Source organism: Pseudomonas sp. S2_H01, from assembly GCF_054668305.1.
The window spans coordinates 765,351-782,980 of sequence record NZ_CP162756.1 but is presented as its reverse complement, the minus strand read 5'-3'; the positions used below and the strand labels follow the sequence as shown (position 1 = coordinate 782,980).

At 61.2% G+C, this 17,630-nt stretch carries 14 protein-coding genes; 5 read left to right on the top strand and 9 right to left on the bottom strand.

What is annotated here, in order from left to right; genetic code table 11:
• Nucleotides 1–795 precede the first annotated feature (795 nt).
• Nucleotides 796–954, bottom strand: a complete 159-nt coding sequence (locus AB4N84_RS03465) for a DUF3309 family protein (protein WP_020290439.1) — start codon at nt 952–954, stop codon at nt 796–798.
• 305 nt (nt 955–1,259) lie between these two features.
• Between AB4N84_RS03465 and AB4N84_RS03460 the strand changes: the two genes are divergently transcribed.
• The 4 genes from AB4N84_RS03460 to csrA all read left to right on the top strand — a co-directional run bounded on the left by AB4N84_RS03460 (nt 1,260) and on the right by csrA (nt 3,346).
• On the top strand, nt 1,260–1,637 hold the full coding sequence (locus AB4N84_RS03460; RefSeq protein WP_460045264.1) for a DUF2784 domain-containing protein: 378 nt from the start codon (nt 1,260–1,262) through the stop codon (nt 1,635–1,637).
• Nucleotides 1,638–1,740: 103 nt separating this feature from the next.
• Complete coding sequence (locus tag AB4N84_RS03455; protein ID WP_460045263.1) at nt 1,741–2,556, top strand: SDR family oxidoreductase; 816 nt, start codon at nt 1,741–1,743, stop codon at nt 2,554–2,556.
• Nucleotides 2,557–2,618: 62 nt separating this feature from the next.
• Nucleotides 2,619–2,951: a YnfA family protein gene (locus tag AB4N84_RS03450; RefSeq protein ID WP_460045262.1), complete on the top strand. Its 333-nt coding sequence runs from the start codon at nt 2,619–2,621 to the stop codon at nt 2,949–2,951.
• A gap of 197 nt (nt 2,952–3,148) precedes the next feature.
• The gene (csrA, locus tag AB4N84_RS03445; protein WP_074752552.1) at nt 3,149–3,346 is read left to right on the top strand and encodes a carbon storage regulator CsrA; all 198 of its coding nucleotides are present in this window, start codon (nt 3,149–3,151) and stop codon (nt 3,344–3,346) included.
• Between the two features lie 45 nt (nt 3,347–3,391).
• Here csrA and AB4N84_RS03440 read toward each other — a convergent pair whose 3' ends face one another.
• From AB4N84_RS03440 to mnmC, 8 genes are all read right to left on the bottom strand, one after another.
• A complete protein-coding gene (locus tag AB4N84_RS03440) occupies nt 3,392–3,622 on the bottom strand; it encodes a YheU family protein (protein WP_062390314.1) in 231 nt (76 codons plus the stop codon).
• Between the two features lie 265 nt (nt 3,623–3,887).
• On the bottom strand, nt 3,888–5,075 hold the full coding sequence (locus AB4N84_RS03435; RefSeq protein ID WP_074752551.1) for an osmoprotectant NAGGN system M42 family peptidase: 1,188 nt from the start codon (nt 5,073–5,075) through the stop codon (nt 3,888–3,890).
• Between the two features lie 144 nt (nt 5,076–5,219).
• A complete protein-coding gene (gene ngg, locus AB4N84_RS03430; protein WP_460045261.1) occupies nt 5,220–6,968 on the bottom strand; it encodes an N-acetylglutaminylglutamine synthetase in 1,749 nt (582 codons plus the stop codon).
• A 3-nt stretch (nt 6,969–6,971) separates the two neighbouring features.
• Nucleotides 6,972–8,744 carry an N-acetylglutaminylglutamine amidotransferase gene (locus AB4N84_RS03425; RefSeq protein ID WP_460045260.1) on the bottom strand — a complete coding sequence of 591 codons (1,773 nt, stop codon included), beginning with the start codon at nt 8,742–8,744 and terminating at the stop codon, nt 6,972–6,974.
• Between the two features lie 537 nt (nt 8,745–9,281).
• Nucleotides 9,282–10,370, bottom strand: a complete 1,089-nt coding sequence (locus AB4N84_RS03420; RefSeq protein ID WP_460045259.1) for a lipocalin-like domain-containing protein — start codon at nt 10,368–10,370, stop codon at nt 9,282–9,284.
• Entirely contained in the window at nt 10,360–12,840 is a 2,481-nt protein-coding gene (locus tag AB4N84_RS03415) for an ABC transporter permease (RefSeq protein ID WP_460045258.1), read from the bottom strand. The genes AB4N84_RS03420 and AB4N84_RS03415 overlap by 11 nt, the downstream gene beginning before the upstream one ends.
• Nucleotides 12,840–13,508 carry an ABC transporter ATP-binding protein gene (locus tag AB4N84_RS03410; protein WP_460045257.1) on the bottom strand — a complete coding sequence of 223 codons (669 nt, stop codon included), beginning with the start codon at nt 13,506–13,508 and terminating at the stop codon, nt 12,840–12,842. The genes AB4N84_RS03415 and AB4N84_RS03410 overlap by 1 nt, the downstream gene beginning before the upstream one ends.
• A gap of 302 nt (nt 13,509–13,810) precedes the next feature.
• Nucleotides 13,811–15,787, bottom strand: a complete 1,977-nt coding sequence (gene mnmC / locus AB4N84_RS03405; protein ID WP_460045256.1) for a bifunctional tRNA (5-methylaminomethyl-2-thiouridine)(34)-methyltransferase MnmD/FAD-dependent 5-carboxymethylaminomethyl-2-thiouridine(34) oxidoreductase MnmC — start codon at nt 15,785–15,787, stop codon at nt 13,811–13,813.
• Nucleotides 15,788–15,953: 166 nt separating this feature from the next.
• On the opposite strand from mnmC, the gene pap reads away from it, so the two are divergent.
• Nucleotides 15,954–17,456 (top strand): polyphosphate:AMP phosphotransferase, encoded by a 1,503-nt coding sequence (pap, locus tag AB4N84_RS03400; RefSeq protein ID WP_460045254.1) that lies wholly within the window; start codon nt 15,954–15,956, stop codon nt 17,454–17,456.
• Nucleotides 17,457–17,630: the final 174 nt, after the last annotated feature.

Below are 17,630 nucleotides of genomic sequence, written 5' to 3'. Positions count from 1 at the left end.
CCGCTTCGGCGGGGTTTTTTATGCGGTTTTGGTGGCATCAGGTCAGGGGTAGGTCAGTTATGTCGGAGGCGCTTATTTTGGTTCGGCCTAACGGCCGATCTATTCCGCCTTCGGCGGGTTACTTGAAAACCGGAATGCCGGACCATCCCCAAGTAACCAAGGGCCGGCTCCTGGTTGGGCCCGACTTCGTCGGGTACCCGCACTCCGACGACGCTCCGTGGGCCCGCGCCGAACGGACATCCATGTCCTGACGGCGCTCTCGCGGCATCCATGCCGCTCGACCCACTGCGCGTCGTCTGCGTTTGGCCTGCACCCAAGTCGCGAAGTGTGTCGTCTGCCTGCATTCTTAACTGTAGGAGCGCGCTTGCCCGCGATCTGCCGGGAACCGGCAGCAAGACCTGTGCACGCGGGGTGTCAGGCCTCATCGAGTCGCCTGATTTTGCTACCGCTGCGCGGTAGATCGCGGGCAAGCGCGCTCCTACATTTCGGGGGGGGGGGCGTGCGGACGATTGATGACCGAATGAAGAATGCGAGGAGCGTTAGCTCCAGCCCGAGTTGCTCTTGTACGCGACAGTCCAGACACCACCAAGCGCGACTTGGGTGCAGGCCAAACCAGTTCACCTTTTGGTTACTTTTTGATGGTCCGGCACTCCGGCTCTTGAAAAAGTAACCCGCCGAAGGCGGAACAGATCGGCCGTTAGGCCGAACCAAAATATCAGCATCACCCTAGAATACGGATCCATACCCATAAAAAACCCCGCTAAAAAGCGGGGTTTTCCAGATGCTGCCAGGGGGTTATATCCTGCCGAGCAACACCAAAATCAACAGAATCACCAGAATCGTACCGATGATGCCCGATGGCCCGTAACCCCAACTTCTGGAGTGCGGGAACACTGGCAAACCGCCGACCAACAGGAGAATCAGGATGATGATAAGAATTGTGCCGATGCCCATGACGAGTTCCTTCTTGTGTACCTGGAAAGTGGCTATGCCGTTCAAGCTTCTGGCCAACTTGGCAAAAAGTTGTACCGCTTGATTACTCCGACTGTGGTGATAATCAAAAGGTTCGGATCAAGAGAAATAAAAAATAACATTTTTTAAAAACACATAAAAAACAGTAGGTTGGCGATTGGTCGAGATGAGTAAAGGTGCCTTTAGTTGGTGGCATTTCATGTGAGGATTGCACGTAATGAGTCAGGAACTTACAACCCGTCCACCGGTCCCCGAAGTTGCCGGAGAGATCAAATAGGAAGCAAGCTATGTTTTATTCCCTCATGGCGGACGCGGTGGTCGTCTTCCATCTTTTATTTATTCTCTTCGTCATGTCCGGCGCACTTCTGGCGTTGCGTTGGCGCGGATGGATCCTGATTCATTTACCGGCGGTGGCCTGGGGAATGGCCGTGGAGTTTCTGCACCTGTATTGCCCGTTGACCCCGCTTGAAAACAGCCTGCGTCTCAAGGCCGGTATCGCGGGTTATGAGGGCGGTTTCATCGGCCACTATCTGATACCGCTTATCTATCCCGCCGGCCTCACACCGCAGATTCAGATCGCGCTCGGGGCATTGGTGCTCGTCGTCAATGTCACGGTGTATCTGATCCTGATCCAGCGTTGGCGTCGCCGACGCCGAGTGGCCTGAGGCGCCGGTTTGCCTCGCATATTCAGCGAGCTAATGAAGGCATTGTCCGACAATTTGTCTGTTTACACTCAGCTCACTTCTTCGCAATCGACAAGGCACTGCTATGCAAAATCGCATCATGATCACTGGCGCCGGTTCTGGTCTGGGGCGTGAAATCGCACTGCGCTGGGCACGCGAAGGCTGGCGACTGGCGCTGTCGGACGTGAGCGATGCCGGGCTTCAGGAAACCCTGAGGCTGGTGCGTGAGGCGGGTGCAGACGGTTTCGTTCAGCGTTGCGATGTACGGGACTACAGCCAGTTGACGGCCTTCGCTCAAGCCTGCGAGCAGAAGTTCGGCGGCATCGACATCATCGTCAACAATGCAGGCGTGGCATCTGGCGGGTTCTTTGGCGAGTTGTCGCTGGAAGACTGGGATTGGCAGATCGCGATCAACCTCATGGGTGTGGTCAAAGGCTGCAAAGCATTCCTGCCGTTGCTGGAGCAGAGCAAGGGCAAGATCATCAACATCGCTTCGATGGCGGCGTTGATGCAGGGCCCGGCGATGAGCAACTACAACGTCGCCAAGGCCGGTGTGGTGGCGTTGTCGGAAAGCCTGCTGATCGAATTGCGTCAGCAAGAGATCGGCGTCCATGTGGTGTGCCCGTCGTTCTTCCAGACCAACCTTCTGGACTCGTTCCGGGGGCCGACACCGGCGATGAAAGCCCAGGTCGGCAAGCTGTTGGAGAGCTCGCCGATTAGCGCGAGCGACATCGCCGAGTACATTTTCGATCAGGTCGGCAAAGGCGAGTTCATGATCCTGCCCCACGAGCAAGGGCGCATGGCCTGGCAACTCAAGCAGAAAAACCCGCAGATGCTGTACGACGAGATGGCCAACATGGCGGACAAGATGCGGGCCAAGGCGAAGTCCGGGAAGGAGTGAGTCGAGGCGTTTTCTGATAGGGTGCGCCGTATCTTTCCGGCCACCTTTGAAGAGTTTTCACCGTGCTCAATTACGTTTGGTTCTTTCTGGCCGCCCTGTTCGAAATAGCCGGTTGTTATGGTTTCTGGATGTGGTTGCGACAGGGCAAAAGCGTGCTCTGGGTGATTCCGGCATTGGTCAGTTTGACGCTGTTTGCGCTGCTGCTCACGCGGGTCGAAGCGGCTTATGCGGGACGTGCGTATGCCGCGTATGGCGGGATCTACATCATCACTTCCATTGCCTGGTTGGGCGTTATCGAACGCGTGCGTCCGTTGACGTCTGACTGGGTCGGCGTGGCGTTCTGCGTCATCGGGGCGACCATTATCTTGCTGGGTCCTCGGTGGGCGGCGACCTGACAGGGCCCGGTAAAAAGCCCAGGCTGTGCGGGCTTTTTTTCCGATCGGCGTCGCGGGTTCTGATGGTCCGTAGGATGTGTCTGTCAGCAATCGCCCTTAAGGCTTGAAGGGCAAGACTGATTTTCTCCAGGTGCATTGAAGCGCTCGGGGCCGCGCGGCAACCTGCTCTCTCGGTTACAACCAAGGGAGTAGGAAAAATGCTGGTATTGACGCGAGAAATCGGAGAAACCTTCTCCATCGGCGATGACATTACCGTGCAGATTCTGGGCATCACCGGCAATCAGGTACGTCTGGGCATTGATGCCCCGCAACATGTGAAAATCCACCGCGCAGAAGTCTACAAGCGCATCGCTGCGCGTCTGCAGCAGATGGCAGCGCAAACATCGGGCACCTAGACCCGTCGTCACACCGATCAACCCTCTGCCTTGCGGCCACCTTTGTTATTCGTCGAAGTACTCTTTGGGCACGTCATGCTTGAGCATCAGCTGACATTGCTGGCTGTCCAGATCGAAGAAAATCACCGCCTGACCTTTACTCAGCGCGTGCCGGACCCGCAGGACGCGGGTTTCCAGCGGGGTTTCGTCGCCATTGTCGGTCCCGTCCCGCGTCACGAAATCCTCGATCAAACGCGTCAAGGTGTCGGCTTCGAGTTGGTCGTAGGGGATCAGCATGGGGTTCTCGGTCAGGGCGAAGGGGGAGATGGCGGGATGCTAGCGCGGTCGAGGGTGTGAGGCTACAGCGGTAGTTAATTTTTCCTACGCTGCTGCTGATTTCTGCACTTCAACTGTGGGAGCGAATTCATTCGCGAGACGGTGGTAGAGGCTCAACATCCCTATTGCCTGCAACTTTGCATCGCAAATGAATTCGCTCCCACAGGACTTCTTTGATCATTCCCACCCAGGGTGTAGGAATGATCAGCGCGGGGCGGATAAATGCTTAACGCTGCCCCACCAACGTATCCACCGACGGCACCCGTGTGTCGGTTTCCATCTGCGCGTCGTGCTCCAGCTGATGGCTGAAATTCTCCAGCGATGCATTCGAAGGATGCGCATCGCTGGCGAATACCGGCGGGCTCATGATGTACGCCGAGAGCAAGCGACTCAGCGTACTCAGGCTGTCGATGTGCGTGCGCTCATAGCCGTGGGTCGCATCACAGCCGAAGGCCAGCAACGCGGTGCGCGTGTCATAGCCTGCGGTGATCGCCGAGTGCGCATCGCTGTAGTAATAACGGAACAGGTCGCGGCGCACCGACAGCTCTTTTTCCTGACCCAGGCGCAGCAAATGCCTCGACAGGTGATAGTCATAGGGACCGCCGGAGTCCTGCATGGCGACGCTCACCGCGTGTTCGCTGGAGTGTTGACCGGGGGCGACCGGCGCGATGTCGATACCGACGAACTCACTGACGTCCCACGGCAGGCTGCCCGCTGCGCCGCTGCCGGTTTCCTCGGTGATCGTGAACAGCGGGTGGCAGTCGATCAGGGGCTCGGCGCCGCTGTCGACAATGGCCTTGAGCGCGGCAAGCAGGGCGGCGACTCCCGCTTTGTCGTCCAGGTGCCGCGCGCTGATGTGGCCACTTTCAGTGAACTCGGGCAGCGGGTCGAAGGCGACGAAATCACCGATGTTGATCCCCAGCGACTCGCAGTCCGCGCGGGTTGCGCAGTAGGCGTCCAGGCGCAGCTCAATGTGGTCCCAACTGATCGGCATCGTATCGACGGCAGTGTTGAACGCGTGCCCCGAGGCCATCAATGGCAGCACGCTGCCGCGAATCACACCGGTGTCGGTAAACACACTGACCCGGCTGCCTTCGGCAAAACGGCTGGACCAGCAACCGACCGCCGACAGGCCCAGCCTGCCGTTGTCCTTCACTTCACGTACGCTGGCACCGATGGTGTCCAGGTGGGCGGAAACGGCGCGGTCGGGGCTGTTCTGCCTGCCTTTCAAGGTGGCCCTAATGGTCCCGCGCCGGGTTAACTCAAAAGGAATGCCCAGCTCTTCCAGACGTTCGGCGACATAGCGCACGATGGTGTCGGTAAAGCCCGTGGGACTTGGAATCGCGAGCATTTCCAGCAGGACTTTCTGCAGATAGTTCAGATCCGGGTCGAGGATTTTTTGTGCAGTGGTCATGGAGAGGCTCCTGAATGTGTGAGCGGGTCCCTTGTAGGAGCGCGCTTGCCCGCGATATCGGCGTGTCAGCGACGAAGATGCTGACCGGCGCTACGCAATCGCAGGCAAGCGCGCTCCTACAAAAGCAGGGGAGCGCGCCGATTTTCAGCCGTGCACGGGCAGGCTGTGGGGAAACAAAAGGTCGACGAAGCGTTCGGCGGTCGGCTGCGGTTCGTGGTTGGCGAGGCCGCAGCGTTCGTTGGCTTCGATGAACACGTAGTCCGGCTGGTCGGCGGCCGGGACCATCAGGTCCAGACCGACCACCGGAATATCCAGGGCGCGGGCGGCGCGGATGGCCGCATCTTTCAATACCGGATGAAGGATCGCTGTCACGTCTTCCAGGCAGCCACCGGTGTGCAGATTCGCCGTACGACGCACCGCCAAACGCTGATCGGCAGGCAGCACGCTGTCAAAGGTGAAGCCAGCGTCCTCAACGGTACGACGGGTTTCCTCATCCACCGGAATCTTGCTTTCGCCACCCGTGGCCGCCGCGCGACGGCGGCTTTGCGCTTCGATCAACTGGGCGATGGTGTGACGACCGTCACCCATGACTTCGGCGGGCCGTCGAATCGCTGCCGCCACCACATCGAAACCGATGACGACAATGCGCAGGTCCAACCCTTCGTGAAAGCTTTCCAGCAGCACGCGGCTGTCGAATTGACGGGCGCGTTCGACGGCTGCCTGGACGTCGTCGATGGTTCGCAGATCGACGGCAACGCCTTGGCCCTGTTCACCGTCAACCGGCTTGACCACGACCCGTTCGTGCTCGTCGAGAAACGCCAGGTTGTCATCGGCATTGCCCGCGAGTTGCTGCACGGGCAATTCAAGACCCGCAGCTTTAAGCACCTTGTTGGTCAGGCGTTTGTCCTGGCACAGCGTCATGCTGACCGCGGTGGTCAGATCGCTCAGCGACTCACGGCAGCGAATGCGTCGCCCGCCATGGATCAGCGTGAACAGGCCAGCTTCGGCGTCGTCCACTTGCACATCGATCCCACGGCGGTGAGCTTCTTCAACGATGATCCGCGCGTATGGATTGAAATCCGCCTGCGGGCCCGGGCCCAGGAACAGCTTTTCGTTAATGCCGTTCTTGCGCTTGATGGCGAAGGTCGGCAGGTTGCGAAAACCGAGCTTGGCGTAAAGGTTCTTTGCCTGCTGGTTGTCGTGCAGCACCGACAGGTCCAGGTAGGCGAGGCCGCGGCTCTGGAAATGCTCGATCAAGTGCCGAACCAGCACTTCGCCAACGCCGGGACGCGTGCATTGCGGATCAACCGCCAGACACCACAGGCTGCTGCCGTTTTCCGGGTCATTAAAGGCCTTCTGATGGTTCAGACCCATGACGCTGCCGATGACCGCGTTTGTGGTCTCGTCTTCAGCGATCCAGTACACCGGACCGCCCTGGTGACGCGGGGTTAGCAGCGCCGGGTCGATGGGCAGCATGCCCCGGGCGATGTACAGATTGTTGATCGCCGTCCAGTCATCCTGGCTTTGTGCGCGGCGGATGCGAAACCCGCGAAACACGCGCTGCGAAGGACGGTAGTCGCTGAACCACAAACGCAACGTGTCCGACGGGTCGAGGAACAACTGCTGCGGTGACTGAGCCAGCACCTGTTGCGGTGCGGCCACGTAGAGCGCGATGTCGCGCTCGCCAGGCTTCTCGTTCAGCAACTCATGGGCCAGCGCCGCAGGATCTGGGTACGTGTGACCGATCAGCAGTCGCCCCCAGCCGCAGTGCAGGGCCAGAGGTGCTGCGTCCGGCGTACTGCCGTCTTCGGCGAAGCGCGCCTGCAGCCGTTCATAGGACGGCGCCTGACCGCGCAACAGGCGCTGGTTGTAGATCGAAGCGTTGGCTTTCATCGGTCAAAGTCCTTGTTCGCTGAGCCACAGGTTCAGGGCCGCGAGCTGCCACAGCTTCGAGCCGCGCAGCGGGGTCAATTGACCATCGGGATCGGTCAACAACTTGTCGAGCATGGTCGGGTTGAACAGGCCACGGTCCTGGCTCGGGTCGAGCAACAGGTCGCGCACCCAATTCAGCGTATCGCCCTCAAGGTGCTTGAGGCCCGGCACGGGGAAATAACCTTTCTTGCGGTCGATGACCTCGGACGGAATCACCAGGCGCGCTGCTTCCTTGAGCACCTGCTTGCCGCCGTCCGGCAGCTTGAAGCGGGCGGGCACACGGGCCGACAGCTCGACCAGGCGGTAGTCGAGGAACGGCGTACGCGCTTCCAGGCCCCAGGCCATGGTCATGTTGTCCACACGCTTGACCGGGTCGTCCACCAGCATCACGGTGCTGTCCAGCCGCAGCGCTTTGTCCACCGCCGCGTCAGCGCCTGGCATGGCGAAGTGTTCGCGCACGAAATCGCCCGCGGCGTCATTGGCGGTCAGCCATTGCGGCGCAACGGTATCGGCGTATTCCTTGTAGCTGCGGTCGAAGAAGGCATCGCGGTACGCGGCATACGGATCGCTCGCGCCATCGACCTGCGGGTACCAGTGGTAGCCAGCGAACAGTTCGTCGGCGCCCTGGCCGCTCTGCACCACTTTGCAGTGCTTGGCGACTTCCCGGGACAGCAGGTAAAAAGCGATGCAGTCGTGGCTGACCATCGGCTCGCTCATGGCGCGGAACGCCGCCGGCAATTGCTCGATGATTTCGCTTTCCTTGATGCGCAACTGATGGTGATTCGTGCCGTAGTGCTTGGCGATCAGGTCCGAATACTGGAACTCGTCGCCGCGCTCGCCACCCGCATCCTGAAAACCGATCGAGAAGGTCGAAAGATCCTTCACGCCGACTTCGCGCAACAGGCCGACCAGCATGCTCGAGTCAACGCCACCGGAAAGCAGCACACCGACGTCCACCGCCGCACGTTGACGAATGGCCACGGCTTCGCGGGTACTGTCGAGCACGCGGTCGCGCCAGTCTTCCAGGGTCAGGTGCGCTTCATCGGCGTGAGGGCCGTAGGGCAGGGTCCACCAGGTTTTCTGCTCGACCTTGCCATCGGCGCCCACGCGCATCCACGTGGCCGGCGGAATTTTCTCGACGCCCGCCAGCAGGGTGCGCGGTGCTGGCACCACGGCATGGAAGTTCAGGTAATGGTTCAGCGCCACCGGATCCAGCATCGGGCTGATGTCACCGCCTTTGAGGAGCGCGGGCAGTGCCGAGGCGAAACGAAGGCGCTTGTCGGTCAGCGACAGGTACAGCGGTTTGACGCCCAGACGGTCGCGGGCAATGAACAGGCTGTTGTTGTCGCGCTCCCAGATGGCGAAGGCAAACATGCCGTTGAGCTTGGGCAGCATGTCGGCGCCCCAGGCGTGATAACCCTTGAGCAGCACTTCGGTGTCGCCACCGGAATGGAACTGATAACCGAGGGCTTCAAGCTCGGCACGCAGTTCCGGGAAGTTATAAATCGCACCGTTGAAGGCCAGTGACAGGCCCAGATGGCTGTCGATCATCGGCTGTGCCGAACCGTCCGACAAGTCCATGATTTTCAGGCGACGATGGCCGAGGGCAATCGGCCCCTGGCTATGAAAACCCCAGGCATCCGGGCCGCGAGGGGCCAGATGATGGGTGATGCGTTCTACCGCGGCGAGGTCCGCAGGTTGGTTGTCGAAACGTAACTCTCCAGCTAATCCGCACATATAATCCTTACCGGTTTTCCGTTGGGGAACGTAGACGGGACGTCCGGCTACCCAAAGACTGACCGGCAGGGATTGTGAGAGTTTTAGAACGATGAGTTATAAGCGGGGCGTGAGTCTGACATCGCACTGACCGGCCGATGCTCGTCTCAGGGCCGTAACACGGGACCCGACGGTTGCCTCAATTGCCCATGACGCTGCAGTACCTGTAGGAGACGTCCGAGGTTACGAGGGCAGCGAATGCGCAGGTTCAGTCACCAACGATGCCACCTGACCCACCGCCTTCGCCAGTAACGCACGTTACCTGTAGGAGACGTCCGAGGTTACGAGGGCAGCGAATGCGCAGGTTCAGTCACCGACAATGTCACCTGACCCACCGCCTTCGCCCGTAACGCACGTTACCTGTAGGAGACGTCCGAGGTTACGAGGGCAGCGAATGCGCAGGTTCAGTCACCGACAATGTCACCTGACCCACCGCCTTCATCCAAACACGGCCCGCACCCAGCCAGCTCCTGCTCATTGCGCGTCAACCGCAGCATCTCAATACCCTGTCATCTCCAGATACCCCACGCCTTTCTGACTGCCGCTTATCTGCACCGGGCCTTCCCAATAAGGGATCTGCAAATTCATCCAGGCCTGGGGGTTGAGCGCTTCCACGGTGATGTCCACGTCCTTGCCGGCGATTTTTACCGACCAGCGGGTGGGCATGTCGCGACCGTCGACCTCGGTGGTGTCTTGCGGCTCCAGCTCGATGTCCTTTGCTTCGAGCCGGTGGGTGCTGCCGTCACCGTTGATCCAGGTCCCGGTGAGGTACGGCTCGCCGTCCTTGTGCCGCATGCGATAGAGCATCACGTCGGCACCGTCGCTCAGGTGCAGGGAGAACCAGTCCCAGCCGGTCTGGTTTTCCGTCAGCGGCTGGCTGCTCCATTCGCGGTCCAGCCAGGCGGGGCCCGTGACCTGATAGGTCTTGCCATCGATCTCAAGGCTGCCTTCGGCCTCAAAGAACGGCTGACTGTAGTAGTACGACGCCTGGCCTTGCTCCGATTTCTGGCTGAATCCCTGCTGGCCTTGCAGCACCAGCGGCTTGCTCGACGTCAGGTGCAGGCGATAGCTGAACTGCGCCCCGCGGGCTTCCAGTTGCATGTCGGTCAACGGGTCTTCGACGCTGGCGTGGCTGGTCAACGCCCAGTCATCGATCCACGCCGACATGGGCGCCAGCGTGACGCCCGCCTGACCCACGCCCCCTCGGGCATACCGCTCGGCGGCGTAGTGCTCGTCCTGCGAGGTGACGGCTGCATGGCCCATCCACAGGTTGCGATTGCTCCAGCCGTGATTGTCCTGCGGCGCCGTATTGGAGCGGGGCAGTGCGTTGCGGAACAGCGTCCATTGCACGCCAAACGACTGGCCGTCGGCGTCCTTGAGGTTGGCGGTGATGTACCACCATTCGATGCGAAAGTCGTTGTGCGCGCCATGATCCAGCGGAAACAGGAACGTCTTGCCCGGCGTGACCTGCGCGTAATGGGCCGCATCATCCGCCAGCCCCGCGAAGCCTTTTTCTTCCTCGGGTTTGTCGTCGCAGGCGGCCAGTAACAGCACGACCGTCAGCAGGGCCATCGCCTTAGCTTTCATTGGCGAATGTCCTCAGCAGATCGGCAGGTCGGGTGCGGTACAGGCGGTACAACGGCCACGCCGAAGCCAGCAGGGTGGCAAGCATCGCCAGCAGCATCAGACGCAGCAGCTGCATCGGGAACACCTGCAACGGCAGACGCCAACCGAAAGCTTGCACGTTGATGACTGCATCCAGACACCAGGCCAACAACAGCCCCAGCGGGATCGCCAGCACCAAGGTCAGCACCGCCAGCAGCCAGGTCTGCGCAAGATTTAGCAGCATCAATTGCCGGCGCGTGACACCCAGTGCCCACAACGGCGCCAGTTGCCCCAAGCGGCTCTGGCTCTGGGTGAGCAGGCTGATGAACAGCGCTACCCCTGCGACCATCAACGTCAGGCTGTTCAAGGCGGCGGTCGCGGCGAAGGTGCGTTCGAACACTTGCCGCGACCACGCCTTGAGCTGGATCTGGTCGACGATGCGGTTGTCGTCGATGGTGAACTTGTTGTGCAACACGCGCAGCAACTGCGGGATGGCGCGAGGATCGATGCGCAGGTTGAAGCGATTAGGTGTCAGCTGTGGCCAGTGTTTGAGCAGGTGATCGGCGTTCACCAGTATGTGGCCCTTCGGGTTGCCATAGTCTGCGTAGATACCGACCACGCGCAGCGGCCAGTCGCCGTCGGGTGCGGGCAGACTGACTTGATCGCCGACACCGACCTTCAGGCGTCGTGCCAGTTGCTCGCTGAGCATCAGCGTGTCGTCAGACGCCAGTTGCGCCCAGGCATCGCCACTGACCGATTGCAGCAAGGGCCAGTGTTGCCGGTAATGTTCGTGGTCGATCACGCCATACAGCTCGGCCGGCCAGCCTTTGAGTTGCAACGACACTTGATAGTTGGGCAGCACGGCAGAGGTCAGCGGTTGCTCGCTCAGCCATTTTTCCAGCGGCGCGGCCTGGGCCGAATTTTGCGGGTTGATGTACAGCTCGGCGCTCAGGCGTTGTTCCAGCCAGTGGGTGAAGGTCTGGCGAAAACCCGACGTCATGCTGCCCGCGCCGATGTTGGCCGCCATCGCCAGCAGCAGGGCCATCAAGGCCAGGCTCAGTGCCGGCAACTGTTGGCGGCAGTCGGCGAGAAACCATTGCCCCAGTACCGATCGGCTTTTACCCAGCAGCAGGTTGAGCAGGGCGTTGAGCAGCACCGGCAGACCCAGCGCCGCACCGAGCAGCAGGCTCGCCATCAGCACGAAGCCCACCGCAAGGCTGTTGCCGAACAGCACCGCGAGGACCGCGATCACGACCGAAATCCCTGCGACCCAGCCCTGACGTTTCAACCAGCGTGCGTGGGTTTCATGCCAGGCTTGTGCGTTGGCCAGCGCCAGCAAAGGCAGGCGCGCCGCGCGCAACACGCTGCTCGCCCCGGCGAGAAACGCTCCGAAAAGGCTCACGCCCAATCCACTCAGCCACCACCCGATGCTCAGGTTCAGGTGCCCGGCGACTTCAGCGCCATACAGGCCCCGCAGGCTGGCGGCGACGTCAGGCAACAGCAGGCTCGCGAGCCAATAACCGCTGATCACGCCTGCGATTCCGCCCAGCAGCGCCAGCACGCCCAGTTCGATGATCAGGCTGACGATCAGTCCCCGCGCACTGACGCCGCACGCGCGCAGGTTTCTCAGCAGACCCCGACGCTGTTCCAGCGCCAGACCAATCGCCGCGTGAACGATGAACAGCCCGACCACGAACGACAGGAAACCCAGTGCATCGAGGTTCAGGTGAAAGCTTTCGGTGAGCCGCCCGAGGTCATTGTCCTCGCCGCTCTTGCGCATCACCAGTTCGCCCTTGAGGTCGTCGGGCAGGTCCGGGGCGTTTTCGGCAAAATCTCTGGGCAAAATAAGACGCGAGATCTGTCCCGGTTGATTGAGCAGTTGCTGAGCGAAGCCGATGTCCATCAGCAACAGGCCGGGTGCCATGTCGGCTTGGGCATGCAGCGGTGGAAGCGTCTGGCCTGAATCGGTTTGAGGCTGTTCGCCTTCATGCAGGCCCAGAGCCTGAAGGGTTTGCGGGGAGATCCAGGTGCTGCCCGGCGGGGTGAAAAACGACACGATCTGCGCAGTGTCCAGAGACTGCCCCGCGAGGGCGGTATTGACCGGCAATGACACCGGCTCGATGCCGAGCAAGGTCAGGCGTTGGTCGGGCAGGTCCTTGAGCGTGACGCGGCCTCGCAGCGCGGGTGAGACCGGCCAGCCGGCACGACGCAGGCTGACGAACAGCTCTTGCGGGAAATTTGCGCCGTTGGGGGTGACGAGGATTTTCTGCGGCTCGCCGCCAATCAGCTGACTGGCCTTGGCGTAGCTTTCGCGTGCCTGGCTGTTCAACGCCTGCACGCCGGTCAGCAGGCTGGTCGCCAGCCACAGGCCGGTCAGCACGCTGAAGAATTGCACCGGATGACGCCGCCAATGGCTGAGCAGCGCTTTCAGCGTCCAGAAGAAGACGGGCATCAACGTTCGCCTTCAGTGGCCAGACGTCCCAGATGCAGCACTTCCTGACGGTCCAGTCGGGCCGCGACTCTGGGGCTGTGGGTGACCATCAACAGGCTGGTCGGGCTGTCGGCGAGCAGGTCGAGCAGCAACTGCAAGACCTCATCGCTGGTGTTTTCGTCCAGGTTGCCGGTGGGCTCATCCGCCAGCAACAGGCCGGGGCGCGAGGCGAGGGCGCGGCCAATGGCGACACGCTGCTGTTGCCCGCCGGAGAGTTGTTCGGGGTAACGCTTGAGCAGAGCGCCCAGGCCCAGACGCTCGGTGAGTTCGGCTTGCCATTGAGGCTGATAGCGCCCGGCAAGGCGAGCCTGAAAGGCCAGGTTGTCTTCCACCTTGAGGCTGCCGATCAGGTTGAACTGCTGAAACACCAGGCCGATTTCCGTGCGTCGCCAGTTGGCCAGTTGCGCTTCGTTCATCTGATCAAGGCGCCGGCCGGCGATTTCGATGCTGCCTTGATCGACTTGATCGAGGCCCGCGACCAGGTGCAACAGAGTGCTTTTTCCGCTGCCCGATTCGCCCATCAACGCCAGGCTTTGCCCTTGGCCCAATTGCAAATCCACCCCGCGTAATACCGCCAGCGGGCCTTGCGCCGTGGCATAACTCTTGAACACGCCTTGGACTCGCAGCATCGACCTGCACCTGGAAGAGGAGTGAGGTGGAGAATACCGGGTTGGCCGGGGGGGATGTAAACAGCACGATCGTGCAGATGTGTAGCCGGTTGGATACGTTGAGGCAAAGGTCGCTTGAATGCCGTGGCACTGTGGGAGCGAATTCATTCGCGATTGGCCAGCAAGACCCACACAGCGCTGTCGTCAGGACTATTTTTCGCGAATGAATTCGCTCCCACAGGGGCAGTGCAGCGTGTCAGAGGCCACTGATTCACTGCCTTTGCCAGCAAGCCGGATGCAACAGAGAGGTGTGCTGAGGCCAGCTACTTCCCTCTGATCAACCCGCGCAATACAAACCGGTTCGGATGGCAGGCCTCGGCCACGGCGCGGGGCAGGGGCAGGGGTTCGTTGTCGAGCCAGGCGGCGATCAGCTCGCCGGACAGTGGCGCGGTGATCAGGCCGCGTGAGCCGTGCCCGCTGTTGACGTACAAACCGTCTACCCAAGGGCAGGCAGTGTCGGGCGTTTGCCGGGCGTCCTTGCGCAGCATGGCGTAGGCCTCGAGGAAGGCGTCCTTGTCCGCCAGCGGTCCGACGATAGGCAGGTAATCCGGACTGGTGCAGCGAAAGGCGGCGCGGCCCTCCAGTTGCTCGACAGGCAACCTATCGGCATCCAGGCGTTCGGTCAGGTCGTCGGAGATCTCCCGCAGCAGGTCCAGATTGCCCAGATGCTCCTCAGTGGTCGGCGTCAGGTCATCACGCTTGAAGTCGAAACTCGCCCCCAGCGTGTGTTCACCCAGACGCGCCGGTGCCACGTAGCCCTCGGCACAGACCACCGTGCTCAACGAAGCGCTGGCGCGGGTTTCATGCAGTCGGGTGATTTGCCCACGAATGCGTTTGAGCGGCAGGTCGGCGCTGGTCGGGAAGCGCTTGACCTCTGCGGCACCTGCGAGCACCACGACCGGTGCTGAGTCCAGCAGCCGGTCGCCGTCCCATGCCTGCCAGTGATGACCTTCGCGTCTTAATTCGACGACGTCTTGATGTGGCATAAGGCGGATGTTCGCCGCGCTCGCCTGACGACGACACAACGCAGGCGGGTGAACCCAGCCGCCTTCGGGGTAAAACAGGCCACCGCTGTTCAACGCAATACCCGCCTTCGCGTCGGCGGCGGGCGTGTCCAGAACGTGCAGCAGCTCGGGTGAAAATGCGTCGGCCAGTTGCGCCTGACGTTGCTGTTCCTTGGCGTCGAACGCCAGTTGCAGCACGCCGCAATCGTCCCAGTCCACGCCGCGTTCCAGTCGTTCCAACAGGCGGCGGGTGTGACCAAAACCACTGAGGATCAGTTGCGAAAGCGCGGTGCCGTGGGCGGACAGCTTCAAGTAAAGAACGCCTTGCGGATTGCCGGATGCCTCTTGCGCAAGGTCCGCATGACGCTCGAGCAAACTGACCTGCCAACCCCGGGCAGCCAGGCTGGAAGCGGTCGCACACCCGGCGAGTCCCGCGCCGATGACCAGCGCCTTGCGTTCTTTGCCGGGCGATGGCGGTCGCGCAAACCAGGGTTTGGGCTGCGCGGGTGCAGGCATGTCTTCTGGCCAGCCGAGAAAGCGACCCTTGAGCACTTCCCATTTGTGGCCGATGCCGGGCACGCGCTTCATCTTGAAACCTGCCGCGTTCAATGCCCGGCGGACCCAGCCGGTGCTGGTGAACGTGCCGATGGTCGAGTCTGGCGCGGCAAGGCGAGCCAGTTCGGCGAACAGCTCGGGCGTCCACATTTCCGGGTTTTTCGATGGCGCGAAACCGTCGAGAAACCAGGCATCGATCTCCCCATCCACCTGCGGCAGCATCTCCAGCGCATCGCCGATCAGCAGGGTGAGCGTGATGCGTCCGCTGTCAAACACCAGGCGCTGAAACCCCTCGTGGATGGCGACGTATTGCTCCAGCAGTTGATCAGCAAATCCTTTCAGTTCCGGCCACAGTGCGAGCGCTCGTACCAGGTCGGCGCGGCTCAACGGGAATTTTTCGACGCTGACGAATTGCAGGCGCGCGCCGAGTGGGGCGCAGGCCTCGAACAGCTGCCACGCGCAGAGAAAATTGAGGCCGGTGCCAAATCCGGTTTCACCAATCACCAGACGCCCGTTCGCCGGCAGCGCAGCGAAGCGTTCGGGGAGTTCGTTCTGGGTCAGGAACACATGACGGGTTTCGGCGAGGCCCGACTCATTGGAGAAATAGACGTCGGCGAACGCTCGAGAGATCGGGTTGCCGTTTTCGTCCCAGTCGAGCTGGGCATGCTGGAGAGTCGTCATGATTGGGCTGTGAAAGGCGCTTTGGCAGGTGCAAGGTGGGCATCTTAACGCACTGCGGGTGCGGTATCGCAGCCGGCGAATTGACCCATGGCACGGATTTGCGGTCACAACCGGCACTGACTTATTCGATCCGCTAGTCTTGAGCGATCAGGAACAGGAGCCGTACATGTTCGAATCCGCTGAAATCGGCCACACCATCGACGACGAAACCTACGACGCCGAAGTGCCGGCCTTGCGAGAAGCATTGCTTGAAGCGCAGTACGAACTGCATGAACAGGCCAAGCGTCAGATCATCATTTTGATCAACGGCATCGAAGGCGCGGGCAAGGGCGAAACCGTCAAGCTGCTCAATGACTGGATGGACCCGCGCTACATCGAAGTGCGCACTTTCGATCAGCAGACCGACGAAGAACTCGCCCATCCGCCCGTGTGGCGCTATTGGCGTCAGCTGCCGCCGAAGGGGCGTATCGGCGTGTTTTTCGGCAACTGGTACAGCCAGATGATCCAGGGTCGGGTACACAAGCAGTACAAGGACCCGGTGCTGGATCAGGCCATCAACGGTGCCGAACGCCTTGAAAAGATGCTCGTCGATGAGGGGGCGGTGATCTTCAAGTTCTGGTTCCATCTGTCAAAGCAGCAGATGAAATTGCGCCTCAAGACCCTCAAGGACGATCCGTTGCACAGCTGGCGGATCAGCCCGCTGGACTGGCAGCAGTCAAAGACCTATGACAAGTTCGTGCGCTTCGGCGAGCGCGTGCTGCGTCGCACCAGTCGCGACTATGCGCCGTGGCATGTGATCGAAGGCGTCGACCCCAACTACCGCAGCCTGACCGTGGGACGTCTGCTGCTCGAAGGTTTGCAGAATGCGCTGAAGACGCCGGAAGGCAGCACCAACCTGGTCAACCTCGGGCCGCTGCCCAGCAACACCGACGAATTGAGCCTGCTGGACAACCTGGACATGACCCTGGCGCTGGAGAAGGACGATTACGACGAGCAACTGATCACCGAGCAGGCACGTCTGTCGGGTCTGATGCGCGACAAGCGCATGCGCCGTCACGCGTTGGTGGCGGTGTTCGAAGGCAACGATGCGGCTGGCAAGGGTGGCGCCATCAAGCGCGTGGCCGGTGCGCTGGATCCTCGGCAGTACCACATCGTGCCGATCGCAGCGCCGAGTCAGGACGAGCTGGCGCAGCCGTACCTGTGGCGCTTCTGGCGGCAGATACCGGCACGGGGCAAGTTCACGGTGTTCGACCGTTCCTGGTACGGCCGGGTGTTGGTGGAGCGCGTGGAGGGTTACTGTTCCGAGGCCGACTGGTTGAGGGCGTACAGCGAGATCAACGACTTCGAAGAACAACTCACCGACGCCGGCATCGTCGTCGTGAAGTTCTGGCTGGCGATTGACGACAAGACCCAGCTGGAGCGTTTCCAGGCGCGGGAAAAGATCCCGTTCAAGCGCCACAAGATCACCGAGGATGACTGGCGCAACCGCAAGAAGTGGCCGCAATACCGCGAGGCCGTCAGCGACATGGTCGACCGCACCAGCACCGAGATTGCCCCGTGGACGCTGGTCGAAGCCAACGACAAGCGCTGGGCGCGGGTGAAGGTCCTGCGCACGATCAACGAAGCGCTGGAGGCGGCGTTTGCGAAGGACGATAAAAAGCGCAAATAGGCGGTAAAGGCTGCGCGCGGTCGAACCTGTGGGAGCGAATTCATTCGCGATGCGGTGGTGCATCCGATGAACATCTTTCGGATGCACCGGCCAATCGCGAATAAATTCGCTCCCACAGACCTATGGTATGGGCTGGCGGTCAGTCATCACCCCGTACCTATAGGAGCGCGCTTG